13 protein-coding genes and 1 pseudogene are annotated in these 17,879 nt (G+C 33.7%); 3 read left to right on the forward strand and 11 right to left on the reverse strand.

Annotated features, from left to right (window positions below):
• Window positions 1-9: 9 nt before the first annotated feature.
• The 10 genes from BCR26_RS17820 to BCR26_RS17860 all read right to left on the reverse strand — a co-directional run bounded on the left by BCR26_RS17820 (window position 10) and on the right by BCR26_RS17860 (window position 13,125).
• Complete coding sequence (locus BCR26_RS17820; protein ID WP_084387202.1) at window positions 10-768, reverse strand: CpsD/CapB family tyrosine-protein kinase; 759 nt, start codon at window positions 766-768, stop codon at window positions 10-12.
• Window positions 740-2,695: a Wzz/FepE/Etk N-terminal domain-containing protein gene (locus tag BCR26_RS17825; RefSeq protein WP_069700302.1), complete on the reverse strand. Its 1,956-nt coding sequence runs from the start codon at window positions 2,693-2,695 to the stop codon at window positions 740-742. Before BCR26_RS17825 ends, BCR26_RS17820 begins: the two co-directional genes overlap by 29 nt.
• A gap of 219 nt (window positions 2,696-2,914) precedes the next feature.
• Entirely contained in the window at window positions 2,915-3,973 is a 1,059-nt protein-coding gene (locus BCR26_RS17830) for a glycosyltransferase family 4 protein (protein ID WP_069700303.1), read from the reverse strand.
• 2 nt (window positions 3,974-3,975) lie between these two features.
• On the reverse strand, window positions 3,976-4,695 hold the full coding sequence (locus BCR26_RS17835) for a WecB/TagA/CpsF family glycosyltransferase (protein ID WP_245677031.1): 720 nt from the start codon (window positions 4,693-4,695) through the stop codon (window positions 3,976-3,978).
• Between the two features lie 49 nt (window positions 4,696-4,744).
• Window positions 4,745-5,356 carry a sugar transferase gene (locus tag BCR26_RS17840; protein WP_069700304.1) on the reverse strand — a complete coding sequence of 204 codons (612 nt, stop codon included), beginning with the start codon at window positions 5,354-5,356 and terminating at the stop codon, window positions 4,745-4,747.
• Between the two features lie 28 nt (window positions 5,357-5,384).
• Window positions 5,385-6,629 (reverse strand): nucleotide sugar dehydrogenase, encoded by a 1,245-nt coding sequence (locus BCR26_RS17845; protein ID WP_069700305.1) that lies wholly within the window; start codon window positions 6,627-6,629, stop codon window positions 5,385-5,387.
• Window positions 6,630-6,656: 27 nt separating this feature from the next.
• The gene (locus BCR26_RS17850) at window positions 6,657-7,100 is read right to left on the reverse strand and encodes a DUF4352 domain-containing protein (protein ID WP_069700306.1); all 444 of its coding nucleotides are present in this window, start codon (window positions 7,098-7,100) and stop codon (window positions 6,657-6,659) included.
• A gap of 157 nt (window positions 7,101-7,257) precedes the next feature.
• Window positions 7,258-10,899, reverse strand: a complete 3,642-nt coding sequence (locus tag BCR26_RS17855) for an immunoglobulin-like domain-containing protein (protein ID WP_211272320.1) — start codon at window positions 10,897-10,899, stop codon at window positions 7,258-7,260.
• Between the two features lie 559 nt (window positions 10,900-11,458).
• Window positions 11,459-11,587 (reverse strand): hypothetical protein, encoded by a 129-nt coding sequence (locus tag BCR26_RS19165; protein ID WP_275950749.1) that lies wholly within the window; start codon window positions 11,585-11,587, stop codon window positions 11,459-11,461.
• Between the two features lie 389 nt (window positions 11,588-11,976).
• The gene (locus BCR26_RS17860; protein ID WP_069700308.1) at window positions 11,977-13,125 is read right to left on the reverse strand and encodes a cation:proton antiporter; all 1,149 of its coding nucleotides are present in this window, start codon (window positions 13,123-13,125) and stop codon (window positions 11,977-11,979) included.
• A gap of 1,390 nt (window positions 13,126-14,515) precedes the next feature.
• Between BCR26_RS17860 and BCR26_RS17865 the strand changes: the two genes are divergently transcribed.
• From BCR26_RS17865 to BCR26_RS17875, 3 genes are read left to right on the forward strand one after another with little or no spacing between them, the layout of a single operon-like run.
• The gene (locus BCR26_RS17865; protein ID WP_069700309.1) at window positions 14,516-15,976 is read left to right on the forward strand and encodes an amidase; all 1,461 of its coding nucleotides are present in this window, start codon (window positions 14,516-14,518) and stop codon (window positions 15,974-15,976) included.
• A 9-nt stretch (window positions 15,977-15,985) separates the two neighbouring features.
• Window positions 15,986-16,831 carry a transporter substrate-binding domain-containing protein gene (locus BCR26_RS17870; protein WP_069700310.1) on the forward strand — a complete coding sequence of 282 codons (846 nt, stop codon included), beginning with the start codon at window positions 15,986-15,988 and terminating at the stop codon, window positions 16,829-16,831.
• Window positions 16,832-17,500 (forward strand): amino acid ABC transporter permease, encoded by a 669-nt coding sequence (locus tag BCR26_RS17875; RefSeq protein WP_069700311.1) that lies wholly within the window; start codon window positions 16,832-16,834, stop codon window positions 17,498-17,500.
• Between the two features lie 154 nt (window positions 17,501-17,654).
• On the opposite strand, the pseudogene BCR26_RS18195 reads toward BCR26_RS17875, so the two are convergent.
• A pseudogene (locus BCR26_RS18195) lies at window positions 17,655-17,879 on the reverse strand (transposase); the annotation flags it as partial.

Below are 17,879 nucleotides of genomic sequence, written 5' to 3' on the forward strand. Positions count from 1 at the left end.
TTATCCTACTTAAAAAGATTTTGTATAGTTATAATTATAGTAATAGTCATCTCGAAATTCGTTCGTGTCATTTAAAATACTTCCTATCACTGGAGTCGGTGATTGTTCCAAAATTCTTAATGTTTTTTTTGCATTTTTCAACTTAGTTTTACCACTTCGAAAAACAACTATTATACCATCCGCATAGTTAGATACTACCGAAGCATCAGAAACTGCCAACAAAGGAGGCGTATCTACAATTATTATATCAAAGTGCATTCTAAGTTCATTAAAAATTTCTTTCATTTTTGAACTTTTAAAGTAATCAGCTGGGTTAATATTGATACTACCAGCAGGTAATATATATAAATTTTCTTGCTCTGTCTCAAAAATATTATCCTTTAATTGAGATATGTCACCTATTGACGAGAGACCTCTATTTCTATCACAATAGAAATACCTTTGAAGAGAGGGATTCCTTAAATCGCCATCAATAATTAGCGTTTTCTTTCCACCCCGAGCAAAAGAAATCGCTAGATTTGCTGAAATTAATGTCTTACCCGAATTTTGTTCACAACTAGTTACTACCATAACTTTTACAGCATCTTCTTCTACTATAAAATCTAAACTTGTTCTGATACTAAGGAATTGCTCTGTCGCAACGGAAAGAGGTCTTGTAACTAGTACTAATTTATCTCCTTCCTCTCTATTATTCCTTTTGAACTCATGAGATCGAAATGTTACATATTGTTCCTCTATATTAGCTCTTTTTTCTTCTTCTTCTGCCATCTTTTCCCCTCTTCTCTTTTTTTTCAGGCTCTCTAGGCACAATTTTCACAACACTTCCTAATACTGCAAGGTTAAGCCCATTGATAATATCTTCCTCTACTTTCAATGTTGTATCTGAAACGGCTATTAAAATTACTATCCCTACTAAAATCAGTAAACTTAATGAAAAAACAATCAAAAAATATACACTCTTTTTTTTCCTTGTCGAAACTGTATCATATTCGCTTTTTGATAGAATTGTTACACTATCTATTTTTATTGCCTTAGCAGCATTATCTTTAAATGTTTCTGCTACCAAATTGGCAAGTTCCGAAGATGTTTTAGGATTATTTGCTAAAATACTAATATTGATTACTTGGGAGTTCGTTGCATTTGTCACTTTAATCATTCGTCTTAGTTGAAGAACGTCAAACTTCTTATCTATTTGATCCGACACTTTTTCTAGAATAAAAGGACTCTTTATTATCTCATTGTATGTATTAACAAGTTGTACATTCGCCTGAACTTCGGTATTTTGTATTGTTTCCCCTTCGAAATTCTGTCTAACAATAACTTGAACTGTAGACTTATATTCACCTTTAATTCCAAATATCGTTAAAGTCATTCCTGCTACAGTCATTGCAAAAAGTAGCGTCAGCAATAATTTTTTTTTTGCCATAACTATTTTATACATTTTTTCAAAATTTATCATGTCTTGCATCTTCTTATCTTCGCCTCCATAATCTTTCTCTGTTCCGCTGTTAATTGAAAGGCCTAATGTGAAGAAAAAGGCCATTCCAAAAGATGAACTAATAAAATTTTCTGTTATCGTAGAAGTAATAACATAAATCAATATCAATAAGCCAAATTCATTGCGCAGTTTATTCCCTTTTACCAATAGCAAAAAAAACAGAAAAATAACAATCATTAGAATAATACCTATATATCCAAATTGGCCTAAAACCATCGCAATAAAACTATCTGTTAAATAATTCGGATTCTCCATTGTAAATCCAAATATTTTATTCATACCCAATTCATTATATATCGGTGAATAATTTTTGATTGATTGATTTGAGCCATACATTGCAAAACCCGCACCTATCGGCAGATAGAGATTTGCAATCTGAAGGGCATTTTTATATAACAATGATCGCGCAGATGTGTCTGAAGAAATAAGCTTGTAAGCTATTGTATCCCAAAAGATAGGAATCAAGGATATTGTGCTGACCAGCAGGAATGTAATATTACTTTTAATACCTATCTTGCTTAGTATCAAAAGAACTAAATAAATCCCTAAAAATAAAAATCCTTTATCACGCGTTCCAAAAATAACTATCACTGCTGCAAGCGTAATAAAAACATAATTTTTTGAATTTCTATTCATGTAAAAAACAATTAAACAAAAGACAGCTACACTTGTTAAATAGGTTGGATGAGAAAAAAATAGTTGTTGGGTCTCAATACCTAATCTGATTGAATTTGTGGGCCAGATTCGAATCACAAAATTTAAAATTAATGATAAAAATAACCCTACTGTAATGATTTGTGCTAGTTTATTTAAACTATGCTGCAAATCCATAAAAAAGCCTTCGCTAAAACACATCCTTGCAAAAAAATAACAAACAATAAATCTACTAAGTAGAATTATATCTAAAACTACACTTTGTAAACTTTGCTGCCCATTTAATACATAACTTACCCAGCCTGTAAAAATAAAAACAAAATATATAATAATAATGATTTTTTCTTTCTTGTCTATTTTTACCGTCCTCACAACCAATTTCCTGAAAATTGATACAGTTATGATCGTGTAGACAATTTCATCTATTGGTAATTTCCCAAAAAAAGGAAATATAGTATTTAGTGCATTAGAAAATAGCCAATAAGTGATTAATAATAATGAAAGTGGTTTTAAATATTTTTCATAATTTTTATTTCTGTTCAAAAATTCCCTCCCTCCTTCCTTCTCCTAAACCTCAATTATAGTCTAGCTTCACTATATCACCTTCCACGAATACTTCATAATCTTATACTTGCTTGTTCACCAAACATTCATTTAAAACAAAATATGTACTACATATTATCTTTTTATATAATATGTATTATTTAATTTTGTTAATATATTCAATTAAATTTAATATCTTACTTTTTTGAACCTATTTGCTCAACTAGAATATTCAATTCTCATTAAATCATTGTAGATTTTATAAAACAGACTCTTTTGATTATTGATTGAAAACTGATTTTCTATTGTTTTAAATGATTCTTCACTGTAAGCAACACGCATAGCTTTATTATTTGCTAACTCAATGATCGCTTCCTTCAGATCCTCTTGTTTACCAGGTCTTATTAATACACCATTTTTCCGATTTTCTATTAGCTCAGGAATTCCCCCCACAAAAGTGCTGATGTTAGGGATACCTTGTGCCATTGTTTCCAAGATTGCCATAGGTAACCCTTCTTGGTAAGAGGGTAGAATATGCATCATAGCCTTTCTATAAATAGCTGGTTTATCTTCTTCACTTACCCAACTCTTTACAATGACGTTCTCGAGATGTCCTTCAGTAATAATTTTTTTAATTTTAACAATATCTCCATTGCCATATAAACAAATAGAAGTCTCTGGTATCTCTGTTTGAAGTGCAGAGGCAATGTCTAGAATATCATATACACCTTTTCTTTCGCCAATGTTCCCGAAAAATATTATATCTTTAGCCTCTTTATTGTAGAGATTTTTTTGCGGCACAGAGACACAATTTTTAATAACTTCAATATTCTTTGTCGTAATTTGTGAATAAAACTCTTTCCAACTTTCACTGAGAACAACTAAAATATCAGCTTTGTTTAATACATACTGTACATATTTTTTACGAAATACTGAGCCTTTTTCATAAAATTTTTCAAATTGAGAACCATGCATATGTAAAATTATTTTAAGTTTGAACATTTTTCCTAACATTAAATAGAGTGACTTTCTGTAAAAACTACCATATTGAGCAACATGAATGTGAAGAATATCAGGTTTTTCAGCTCTTATAAAAAATGGAAACCTTAAAATGCCGAAAATGGTGTTCAGCAGGTGATGAAAAGAACTACCTTCTTTCCAAGTAATGTAATCTAATATTTCTATAGATGGATCACCAAAATATTCTACGAAATTGTTTATCACAGATGCGATGCCACCTTTTGCATTTTTATCTGGACCAACCATTACTATCTTCATTATTAATTGCACCTTTCTAAAAATGATCTCCTCTTTTTTTTTGCATATTCTTTTATCAATAAAATAAGAAACTTACCATTTCCAAAAAAATAACGGTGAAACATTCTTTTTGGTTCATTGATAAATCGGTAAAGCCATTCCAGCCCATACTTCTGAAAAATGCCAGGTGCTCTCTTGGTTACTCCAGATAAAATGTCAAAACTCCCGCCAACACCCATTAAAAAAGGGATATTAAGTTTACTTTCATTGTTGTTAATCCAATATTCTTTCTTTGGGCTAGAAAATGCTACAAATAAAACATCTGCTTTAGATTCATTCATATTTTTTACAATGTCATCGTTATCTTTACTTTCAAAATAACCATTTCGAAAACCAGCAATTTGCAATTTTGGATAATCTCTTTTTATGTTCTTAATCATGCAATGCAAAGACTCTTCTTCTGCTCCAAAAAAATATGCTCGATAACCGTTTGTTTCGCAAATTTTTAGAAGATTTATAAACAGGTCAACTCCAGTTACTCGTTCTGGAATATTCACACCTAATACTTTTCCAGCTAACAAAATTGAGCTTCCATCGGCATTAACTAAGTTAGCTTTATCTACAATCGCTTCTAAACAAGAATCTTTGTTTATTAAATTGACTTTGTGAGCATTGATAGACACATGGTGAATCTTCGTTCGTTTTTCTATGCTCTCTTCGATTATTCTTAGTGTTTCTTTCATTGTCAAACAGTTAATATTGATGTTAAAAATTTTTTTTTTCTCATTGATTTCAGCATCCATCCGCATCTACCGTCATCCTTCTAATTGTTTTTAAAATAATGACAACATTCAACGCAATTGATCTCTCACAAATATACTTCAAATCTAATTGAACCATTTCATGAAAATCTACATTATTTCTTCCACTCACTTGCCAAGGTCCTGTACATCCCGGATTTATAGTCAAACGTTGCTTTTCTATAGTTGTATAAGCATTGTATTCTGCAATTAGAGGTGGTCGCGGACCTACTATCCCCATCTCTCCTTTTAGCACATTTACTAACTGCGGCAACTCATCTAAGCTATACTTTCTCAAGATTTTCCCAACAGACGTCACTCTTGGGTCATTTCTTATTTTAAATAGCGGTCCTGACATTTCGTTTTCGCTAGTCAATTCTTCCAACTTTTTTTCTGAATTTGAATGCATTGTTCTCAATTTATACATCCAAAAATATCGGCCATTTTTCCCGACCCTTTTTTGTTTAAAAAAAACTGGCTCTGTCGGTTCTGCTAATTTTATTGATACTATGCAGATTAAAATTATTGGAAAAAGAACTAACAATAGAATCGTTCCAAAAAATAGATCAAAAATCCTAAAAATATATTCTTTATTCTGATTCATTTTATATTTTCCTTTCTACATGCTCTTTTTAATCCGGTAAATTTCCCATATGATAATAGGTTACTTCTTCACTGAAATCCGGAAAAATATTTCTAGTGTCGAACACTATTTTTTGATTCATCCTCTTCAAGTGTTCATCAGTGAATTGTTTGAACTCATCATGATCTGTTAAGATTAACATTAAATCAGCTCCACTTACTGTTTTAAGTAAATCATTCCTGCAATCAGCCGGTTTGACATATGGATCAAATACATTCACTGTAAATTGATTGCTTAGTTCTTGATAAATTTTAACAGCTGGACTTTCACGAACATCGTCAACATTGCCTTTATAAGCCAAACCCATTAATGCAATCCTGTTACCCTTAGATTTTTCCATCAGCCTCTTTACCTTATCAACAATAAACATTGGCATTGTACTATTAATCTCTCTTGCCTTCGATATCATTTGAGCTTGTTGAGGTGATTCAGCGATGATAAAATAAGGGTCTACTGCTAAACAATGTCCACCTACTCCTGGACCGGGAGAGTGAATATTTACGCGTGGATGTTTGTTGGCTAAATCAATAATTTCTAATGCATTTAAATTTAGTTCATCAGAAATTTTAACCAGCTCATTTGCTAAAGCAATATTGACATCTCTAAATGTATTCTCCATTAATTTTGACATCTCAGCACTTGAAGCCGAGGCTCCTAATAGTTGCCCTCTAACGAAGAGGTTATAGATATCCTTAACCCTACATGTACACTTTTCAGTAACTCCTCCAATAATACGATCATTTTCTACCAACTCTCTGAAAATGTTCCCAGGTAATACTCTTTCTGGACAGTGAGCTAAGTATATGTCTTTTCCTATTTCATATCCTTCTGCTTCAATTATTGGCTGTAAAACTTTCTCAGTCGCTCCCGGATAAATTGTTGATTCAATAATTATTGTGTTCCCCTTCTCTAAATAAGGCAGAAGACTAATCAACGCCTTTTCAACATACCCGAGATCGCAAGACTTGTACTTATCATGTTTGTTCGGGGTAGGAACCGCAATGATAAATACATCTGATTTCTCAATAGTTGCGCTTGCTCTAAACCGTTTGTTCTGCCACACATCAATATATATTTCGTATAAACCCGGTTCTTCAATATGGACTTCTCCTGCATTTAACTTTTCAATGACGGTCTCATCTATGTCAACGCCAACCACTTCTTGTCCATAATTTGCGAAAGTTAGGGCTGTTGGTAAACCAATGTATCCTAAACCTAATACTGTCAACTTCAAAATGTATCAATCCTTCTATATTTTCATTTATTTAGCATTTTTTACGTCCAAATCCCAACTCACTTTTTTTTCACCTTCTAGCTCATATACTAAATGGATTTTATCCAACGTTTTAGGAACTTTAAAATAAATATTGCCTTTTAGTTCTTTTCCAGGTTCAATCTCTCCATTTAGACTTTCTAAATCAGTCAAAGCTTCTATTTTTTTTCCTTCCGATTCTAGATAGAATTCAAAAGAACCGACTCCATCAGCTTTTTTTCCCTTGTTTAAAACTGAAAGATTTATTTTTACTGTTTGATCATTCTTTTCTACTTTTTCTTTCGAAACTTCTTTAACTTCAAGTTGTTTGTTTTCTAATATTTTGACATTGCTAACTTTTTCTTTCGATGATTCTGTGGTTTTACTTGAAACTTGTGAACATCCAACAAAAAAAATCACCAAAAAAAGTGAACATAAAATTATTTTATTCATAATTGGTCCTCTCCAATTTAGCTGGACATTACAAGGTGGATCATTTGAAAATCCGTTCTTTCACTTGTAATGTCCAGCAATTATTCATTATTTATTTATTTTGGCTAGAAAACTAGTCTATCATTTCTGCAACTAATTCTTTAAAAACTGCTATTTGTTAGAAAGATTTTGCAGAACTAATCACATTCACCTGTTGTCTTGCTAATTCAGCACCGTTTGCATCATATAAAACTGCATAGACAACATCTGTTGTTTTGGTGATTTTCCCTTTAGCGTAATATGAGAAGTTACCGCCAGATGCAGGGACTGTACCCAACAATGTACCATTAACGATTAGTCCTGATTTTGCTACATTTGCACCCGTCCATTTCCCTGTAACCGTTGTTGATTTCAGGATATTATAGTCATCTACTGTCGTAAAGGACGCCGTTTCTACAGGAGCTGCAGAATTAATCACTTTTACTTGTTTTCTTTGTAATTCAGCACCGTTTGCATCATATAAAACTGCATAGACAACATCTGTTGTTTTGGTGATTTTCCCTTTAGCGTAATATGAGAAGTTACCGCCCGCTGTTGTATTTGTACCTAGTAACGTACCATTAACGATTAGGCCTGACTTCGCTACATTTGCACCTGTCCATTTCCCTGTAACCGCTGTTGATTTCGCTACATCATAGTCGTCTAAGCTCGTAAACGGACCTTGCTCTGCGGAGTTTACAATTGTTACTTGTTGTTCGTCCAATTTTTTTCCAGCTACATCATAAGCAACAACGCTTGCTTGATCACTTACACTAGTAATTGCATTATTTACTAACACGTTAAATGTTTGACCCGAACTATTTACATTCGATTTTTGTCCTTCCACACCATTGACTTTTAAGGCTACTTGAGTTACTGCACCTGTGTAAGTTCCGGTAATTGAAGCGCCTCCCAATGTATAGCTGCTCGGAAGAACTGTTCCCGTACTCGAATCAGTAACATTCACTTGTTGTCTTGCTACTTCAGTGCCGTTTGCATCGTATAGAACGGCATAGACTACATCCGTTATCTTCGTGATTTTGCCTTTAGCATAGTATGAGAATTTACCACCAGATGTTGCATTCGTACCCACTAAAGTATCATTAACGATTAGTCCTGATTTTACTACATTTGAACCTGTCCATGTTCCTGTAACTGTAGTTGCTTTTGATAAGTCATAGTCATCTACTTGCGTAAACGATGCTGTCACAATTGGGTCTGTCAAAGTAACAGATTCTTCGACTAATTTGTTTCCTTCGCTATCATAACCAACTACACTTACTGTATCAGTTTTACTGTTTATTACTCCCTTACCAGTAAGATTGAAGGTTCTAGTTTTATCAATTCCCACTGTTTCTTTCTCTACACCATTTACTTCTAAACCAACTGTTGCAATATTGCCCGTTACAAAACCTGTAACATATTGTGCACCTATTTGATAAGATGCAACGTCTAATGTGGATTGCTCATTGACAGTCACATTAATTTCTGAAACTTGTTGATCGTTGCTATCATAGCCAATGACTTTTACAATATCCGTAGGGTCTGTAATCAAACCTGCTACACTACATTTAAAAGTATTATCTGTTGCATTTACAGAAATTTTACTTTGAAGTTTTCCATTGATGGATACAGCCACTTTGGTGATGTCTCCTGTAGCAGTACCTGTAATGTCTGGATTTCCGATTGTATATTCATTAACTGTTAATGTACCAACTAATGGTTCTACAATTGTTACTTGTTGTTCGTCCAGTTTTTTCCCGGCTTCATCATAAGCAACAATACTTGCTTGATCACTTATATTAGTAATTGCATTATTTACTAACACGTTAAATGTTTGATCTGAACTGCTTACATTCGACTTTTGACCTTCCACACCATTGACCTTTAAGGCTACTTGAGCTACTGCACCTGTGTAAGTTCCCGTAATTGAAGCGCCTCCCAATGTATAGCTGCTCGGAAGAACTGTTCCCGTATTCGAATCAGTGATATTCACTTGTTTTCTTGCTAGTTCAGTACCGCTTGCATCGTATAGAACGGCGTAGACTTCATCTGTCGGTTTCGAAATTTTCCCTTTAGTGTAGTAAGAGAAGTTACCGCCAGATGTTGGATTTGTACCCAATAAAGTACCGTTAACGATTACTCCTGATTTCGCTACATTTGAACCAACCCATGTCCCTGTAACCGTTGTTGCTTTGGCCAAATCATAGTCATCTACTTTTGTAAACGATGCTGGAACTGCTAATACTGGTACTCTCAAATTAGTAAATGCTGTTGTTCCACTAACCAGTAGTTGCCCACTAACTTGAACTGTATCAGTCAATTTGGTTATTTTGCCAGCAACATTTACTGAGAAAGAACCATCAGCGTTTACAGGAACATCCTGCGCTACCCCAGAACCGTTAACATAAACAGAAACAACTTTTGCACCCGTTGTTCCAACATGCCCTGTTAATACAGCATCACCTAAATAATACGGATCCGCTGTGGCATTTTCTTTGATTGCAATAGATGCTGTTGCTAACTGTTTCCCTGTAGAATCATAAGCAATAACACTTACGTTAGCATTTGAAGAAGTAATTAAGCCACCTACTGGTAATGTAAAGGTTCCCCCCGTAACTGAAACCTTTGGCTGGGTTACTCCATCCACACTTAATGCTACTTGTGCTACATCTCCTGTAAATTTACCAGTGATATTGGGAGTACCGAATGTATACGCATCAGGCGTAATCGTTCCCGCTGTTGCTGCTAAAAGAGTAACTTTATCATTAAAAGTTTGAGTGACAAACGTGTTAGTTGTCGAACCGTCCACATATAGCACTCCCGGCGTAAGGGCAGTAATTAAAGTACTCGAAATAGGAATCGAGAAAGTTCCGTCAGCGTTTACCGCAACTGATGCACTATTTGTTGAAGCACCTGTCCCTGTAGCATAATATCTAGATCGAACAAATTTAGTTGTAGTATTTGAATTTATTTTCCCAGTAATTACTGTATCTCCCAATCGATATGGATTAATCGTTTCACCTTGATATAGAACCACACTTTTTTCATCCAATTGTTTCCCAGTTGAATCATATCCAACTACACTTACAGTATCTTTTGTAGTAATATTTAATGACGAAACTGAAATTGAAAAGTTGGTCCCAGATACTGCAACTTTAGGTTGTAGTGTGCCGTTAACTTTTAATGCAACTTGTGTCACATCTCCTGTAACAGCCCCTGTTACATTAGCGTTACCTATATTGTATGTGCTAGTTACAACTGTTCCTGCTGTTGCTGCCAAAATTTGCACAGCATTATTTAAGGTTTCGAACACAAAAGTATTTGTACCTGAACCATCAACATACAATACCATACTCGTTGAAGTTACAAGTGCAGGATTAATTGGGATAGAGAAAGTTCCATCTGTATTAACAGCAGCTGTAACGGTTGACAATACAGTACTTGAACTTGCTGATGCATACAGTCTATATCTCACATACTTGGTAACTGAATAATCCGTCGTTCCTTTAATTGTTGTATCTCCTAATCGGTACGGATTGACAGAGTCAGCGACTCTACTTTCCGAGTTAACGGGTTCGGATTGTGCTTCTTCGGCAGTACTTTCACTTTCTTGAGTTGAATTCTCAGTTGTTGCTGGAGTTGTATTCAGAGTTTGATCTCCTGACAAGTCCGCAGTATTTTCGGAATTCCCTTCTGAATCTGTTGTTGCTTTCTCTTCACTTGCTTGAGTACTTTCAGTTGCCAATACTTGTACTGGCACAGACAATGTACTACTCATTAATAATACGGTTGAACTTAAGATCAAGCTCTTTTGAAAAATTTTTTTATTTTTCAAAAATATCCCTTCTTTCAATTTTTTTAGTTCCCTGAAATAAGGTTAGTATGTATTACTCTGAATCTAACATTATTATCAATGGACATTCATAATAATGTATTTCAAACAATAAGATAAGTTCCTAGGGAACTTATAGAGGTTTTTATTTAAATATTTTTGGATAAAAGGTATTCGTTAACAATATAAATCCTTACAAAAGTTATTAAAACAACAGCTATCGACCTATCTAACTATCAAATTTAAGAAAAAGAAAAGTGATAAAAAAATATTTTTCCATAAAAATTAAGAGAAAATCCACATTTTAATTTTATATATATTTTTTTAATACCTATCTAAAACACACAATCCTATCAATAATCCAAATGTTAGATACAAAAAGACTATCCTCTGTTCGTTACTAAAATATATACCCTTGAAGCGAAGCAAAACTACCTGACAGCTTTATATGAAGGCTTCTATGTATAAAAAAGAGGCCATCTGTTTATCGGCCTCTTGAAAATAACTATGGAATAATCGTTGAAAAAGTAGCAATTTCTTTTTCTGTTCGTTTGCGATTCACTTGCCCTTTCAGCATATAAGCAACAAGCATTTTTGATGAACAGCTAAGTTGACACAACATTCTGCTAAACATTCTATTCCAATCCCTCCATGTATTAATGACTGGAAAGGGGAAGCATTATCCTATTCTATAGAAGAAACTATTTATATATGTGCTCAACACACATTGATGGTGGTAAGAGAATCTGACAGCTCAGTTTGTCCCACGGAGGAGTTTGAGCCTTCAATAACTAATTGACCTGTAATGCTTTCTTAGGTACTAACCTCTATCAGTTTTTCATTTCTCTTTTTTAGCGGAACATAATTTCTAGTAATTCAACGACTTTCTTGGTATATGTTTTTAATAGCCATAAAAACTATCACAAGATTGAACAAATGCGGAAAATTCATATTTTTCAGGAAATTTAATCTTTCTTTAAGAACAATGATGGCACTATTACTAACATAACTAACGCAAAAAAATTAATGATAGATTCTCTTTGTAAAAATTTTCATAATCAATGGAGACATTAAAGTAGTTACTAAAATAATAGTCACAATTGGTGAATAATAGACGATATCAATCAGTTGGGCTTGATAACCAATTTGCAAGACAATCAACGCCATTTCTCCTCTTGAAATCATCCCTGAGCCAACCATTAACGCGCTGTCATTCGAAAAGCCAGCTAACTTAGCTCCCAAAAAACCACCAATTAGCTTTGTTAAAACTGCGATAATAATATATAAAAGAATAAACCAAACTTGTTTTTCAAACCCAGTGAAATTAACTTCCAGCCCAATACTGACAAAAAACACTGGAATAAACAAACTATAGCCTAAAATCTCAACATTAGAAAAGACACTCTCCTTGACTGTTGTCTGCCCAATTGCTACACCAGCAAAAAAGGCACCAATTACAGCACTAAGTCCAACAACATCAGCCATATAAGACAAACCTAAACAAATAATCAACGAAATAATGACAGTGGAATGCTTAACATAAATTTTTTGAGAAAAATGAATCAAACCAGGGATAATCCACTTTATCAAAAAGAATAAGCTAATAAAGAATCCTAATTGTTTCAGAAGTACAATAGCAAGAGCCCCTCCATCTGTTTCCCCATCAGTGAGAAAGGATAAACCGACACTCAATAGAAAGACCACTAAAATATCATCGACAACTGAGGCACCAAGTATTGTCAGTCCTTCCTTTGAACTCATCACGTTCAACTCCTTTAACACTTCAACAGAAATACTGACAGAGGTGGCTGCCAATATGATTCCAATAAAAAGAGATTCATTAAAAGATAGATTGAAGTTTTTTGCAAACAATCCGCCCATTGCGACTGGAAACAAGATGCCAAACAAGGCAACTAAAATTCCCGGTCGGAAGTACTTTTTCAACATTGAGAGATTACTCTCTAGACCAGCTAAAAACATGAGCAGAATGACTCCGATTTCTGAAAACTCATGAACTAGCACATCTGGATGAATCCATTTTAATCCAGCGTTACCTAATAATATCCCCACTAGCAATTGCCCCACTACAGCCGGAATTCCACATTTTTTTGAAAAATGAGCTGCAACTGAGGTTGTAACTAAAATTAAACCTAATATTCCTAAAAAGTGCATAAAAGTTTACTCCTTTGATTAATTTAATACTAACAGTAAGAGTATCTAGTTGTATAAACAGGTTAAGTCATCGAAATTTCTAAATTTTGACTTTTAAGCCAAGTGAATTATTTACAATCAGTTCATTCTGAAAACATGCCATAAAACCATAGTATTCAACAATTTCCCAAACTAAAAAGGAAATAAGTATATCTTGCTTGATTACCAAAAAAATACTCTATATAGGCAAGCAACACTGACCCACACAAGAAACTGATTCCGCATTGGCTCATCCGGTTTCACTTTGGAAAAATACCAAGTAAAAAAACAACCGGATAGGAACAAAATAATAAAAAAAATTCTCATAATGCACCCCCTCTCATATTAGTGTATGATAGAAAAAGAACACCTCATTGTAACGAGAATCGGCGTCTTACATTTACTGATTACGAGGAAACTTTATTGGATAAACATAGTTTAGTACTCAAAAAACTAGAACAAGACTTTTTTACTCTTCAAACTCGAAAGTTTGTCGAGTGTACAGATTTAAAATAGTATCAGCTGATTTACCAGACTTCTTCGGAAAAATTTACATTCGGTGCTCTCAGTAGATTGGGTGAATAATAGAATAAAAAATAATTGGTTATCATGAAACAATTAGACTGAATTTCCTTTGTTCTTTAAATATCCTGAAGAATTACGTAGAATGACCAATGCAATTAACAGCATTCTTCTACGATTTTGAAAAACAATGTAGGCAAAGAATAGTTTTCTTTCTGATAAGACTTTAATAAAAATAATTTTTTTAGTCATGGTAGCTGTCACAAAAACAGCAAGGCAATAACCAAATTGCTTATTGATTATTGCCTCACTTTTGTCATTTCCCAGTAACAGGAAGTGTCTTACGTTTACTGGCTACAAGGAAATTTTATGTTTCAAACTAGTAAAAGAATAATCAAATTAACTAAATTCGTAAAGTTCTTGAAGAACTATTTAGATAAAAAATTCTTAGTAAACTAAACAAGCGATTTATTTATTTTTTATATAGTCACTTTTACATGTCATCACAAATTTTTTATTTCAATATAATGAATCAAGTATTAAGCTAGATATGCCAGAGAAGTGTTTAAGAAATTAAGCAATAAAAGAAATCCTTCCAAAATTGAAGTGATTCAATTAAACAACGTTCATTTTTGAAGAGAAACTCTTTAAATTATTAATAGCTTATCAAGTTAGTCATGTATAAGGGGATGGAATCTAAAAAAATTTACTTAACAAAACAATGTCAACTGTACTAGACCTTTTTATTTTTCAATAGAACTTTTGGGAAAATAAATTACGTAAGCAAAATTTACGTAAAAATCGAGCAATAATTGTATAATAAAACATCGAAGCTTAAGTGAGGGATATTATGAAAGATGGTTTATATTACGTTACACAATTTCGAAATAAAAAATTAAGAATTAATGAATGGATTGATGATAGAGAAAAACAAGTAAAAAAAGTAAATTCTGAATTAAATGCATTTGTAGAATTTGATGTTCGCATGATTAAAAAACAGTGCCCGATTTTAGAAAACACAAAAGCTCCTTTTTTTGGGTTGCCTATTCCTTTGAAAATGCTAGGACAAGAAAAAACAGGCATGAAATCGACATCAGGTTCTCGTTTATTAAAAAAAAATCGTGCTAATTCAACAGATAACTTTGTTAAGAAATTAGAGCAATTAGGTTTTATTCCTTTAGGAAAAACGAATGTTCCTGAGTTTGGGTTCAAAAACATTTCAGACTCCACTATGTATGGCCCGGCTAGGAACCCTTGGAATCCTTCTTATTCACCTGGAGGTTCTAGTGGTGGAGCTGCTGGGGCCGTCGCAAGTGGATTGTTTCCGATTGCTGGTGCAAGTGATGGAGGAGGCTCTATTCGTATTCCAGCCTCTTTTTGTGGATTAATAGGTTTAAAACCAACGCGAGGAAGTATGCCAGTAGGTCCCGTTAGGTGGCGTAGTTGGCAAGGGGCTTCAATTGATTTTGCATTAACAATTTCTATGAGAGATACAAAAATGTTATTCTATCATTTACGTGGAACAGAAAAAGCAGCTCCTTACCAAGCGCCAAAAGCTGAATGGAATCGACAATCAACAATAGAAAAAAAGGGATTGAAAATTGCTTTTTTGACAGAATCTCCTGTTGGGACAACGGTTTCAGATGAAGCGAAAAAAGCGATTCAGAATGCAATCACACTTTTGGAGCGAAAGGGGCATGAACTAACTGAAATCTGTTATCCATTTAACGGTTACCAGTTAATAGATAGTTATTACCTAATGAATGGTGTAGAAACTGCTGCAATGTTTCATGATATTCAAAAAAAGGTTCAAAGGATACTCACTTTTTCTGATATGGAATTGATGACTTGGGGTATTTATCAATATGGTTTGAAAATAATGGCCACTCAATATACACAAGCACTTCAACTCTGGGATCAAGCATCCTATAAAATGGAACAATTATTTGAACAGTATGATTTATTATTGACACCCACAACAGCTGATACTGCACCTAAAATTAATGTTGATTTACAAAATGAAAAGATTCGTAAAACTTTGCTAAAGGCAAAATCTTTATCTGTTACACAGTTACAAGAGCTAGTTTATAATATGTTTGAAAAAAGCCTAGCAATGACGCCATTTACTCAGCTCGCCAATTTAACAGGTCAGCCGGCAATCAGTCTACCCACCCATATATCAAAATTAGGATTACCTTTAGGAATTCAATTCATGGCGTCGAAAGGGAGAGAAGATTTGCTTTTCCACATAGGGGACTTGTTTGAAGAAGAGCAAAAATTCTTATTACCGAAATATTATTGTGGATCATAGGAGGATTAAATGAAGAAATTATTTTTTTGGTTAACTACCATTGCATCCGGTTTCGTTTTGGTTGCATGTAGTGTAAATGAAAATAAAACAGTAACAAACGATGAAAGTTGGAAGAGAGTAGAAAATAAAAAAAAATTAGTTGTTGCAACCTCTGGAACGTTATTTCCCTCTTCTTACTATAACAATGAAAACGAGTTAACAGGTTATGATGTAGAGATTATCGCAGAAGTCGCCAAACGTTTAGGTTTGAAGACTACTTTTAAAGAATACGATGTAGATGGTCAAATCATGTCGGTTGCCAAAGGTGAATCCGATTTGGCTGCTAATGATTTTAGCTTAACAAATGAGAGAAAGGAAAAATTTGATTTATCTTCCCCAATTAAATATTCGTTTAGTAGCATGATTGTTAGGCAGAGCGACAACTCCGGCATAGCCTCTCTCAAGGATTTAAAAGACAAAAAAGCGGCTGGAGAACCCAATACAAATTATATGAAAATAGCAGAAAAATATGGCGCTAAATTAGTGACATATGACAATGCCACAAATAATCAATATTTGACAGATGTGGCTAGAGGACGTACCGATGTTATTTTGAACGACTACTATCTCCAAAAAATGTCAATAGATGCATTACCAGATATTCCCGTAAAAATTTTAGAGGGTGTTTATCTCAACCCAAACGAGACTGGATTTTTAATGAAGAGAGAGAACGTTACATTGAGAAAAAAAATTAATGAAGTCTTGCAAGAAATGCGAAAAGATGGAACTATGAAAAAACTTTCTGAAGAGTATTTTCAAACGGATGTTTCTACTAAGCCCTCAGAAAAGCTAGAAGAAAGTACTTTAGGCGAATAAATGTATATACCGAAATTAGATTTCCAGTTAATGGTTGACTCCCTGCCGTTCCTTCTGACAGGATTACCTTACACACTAGGAATTAGTCTTATAACATTTTTAATAGGCAATATTCTTGGATTTTTTCTGGCGGTAGTAGAAATGCGTCCTTCTAAATTTTTAAAGTGGGTTACCCGTTTTTATATTTCCTTTTTACGAGGCGTTCCAGGATTAGTATTGCTATTTCTAGTGTATTTTGGCTTACCTTACCAGTTAAATGCATTGACTACAGCATGTATATGTTTTAGTTTAACAAGTAGCGCTTTTATTGCCGAAATCTACCGAGGATCTATTTTAGGGGTTGAACAGGGACAATGGGATGCGGCTTATGCATTAGGTCTATCTTTTGGAACAGTAATTCGCAAAATTATTTTTCCCCAAGCTTTTCGAACATCTATTCCAGCATTAGGTAATGTTGCAATGGAGCTGACAAAGGGTACTTCGTTAGCCGCAATGATCACGATTCCCGATATTTTTCAAAAAGCTAAAATTGTCGGTGGAAAAACTTTTGATTATCTATCAATGTATGCTTTAGTAGCAATTATCTACTGGTTGCTTTGTTTGGTGATTGGTTTTGGACAGCGCTGGTTAGAAAAGTATTATTTAAGTATTTATAAAGCAGACATTTGACTAAACAGATTAATAGTATTAATTTTTATTTTATTCAATTCGTAGCTGATATTGTATTTCTAATAATTAAAATTTTTTTGCTAGGTAAATACCTAGCAAAAAATGGTCGAGTTTGTGGCAACCTACTTATTTTTTCTTTTGAAAGAGCTTTTCACTCCATATGTTTTCCTAATTTTCTTAAATTTAATGCCATAAGCGCTAAGCCAACATCAATCTTGGCGCCAAGCTTTCCTCGTAGGTGAAAGCGATGGAACGCCAAATGAGCCTTTAGATGACCGAACGCAGGTTCAACTTCAATTTTTCGTCTCCGATAAATTGTTCCTGTCGTTTCATCCAAAAGCTTCTTCTTGCATTCGGCTTTAAAATAACGCCATGAATT

Source organism: Enterococcus rivorum (genome assembly GCF_001742285.1).
Classification (GTDB): domain Bacteria; phylum Bacillota; class Bacilli; order Lactobacillales; family Enterococcaceae; genus Enterococcus_L; species Enterococcus_L rivorum.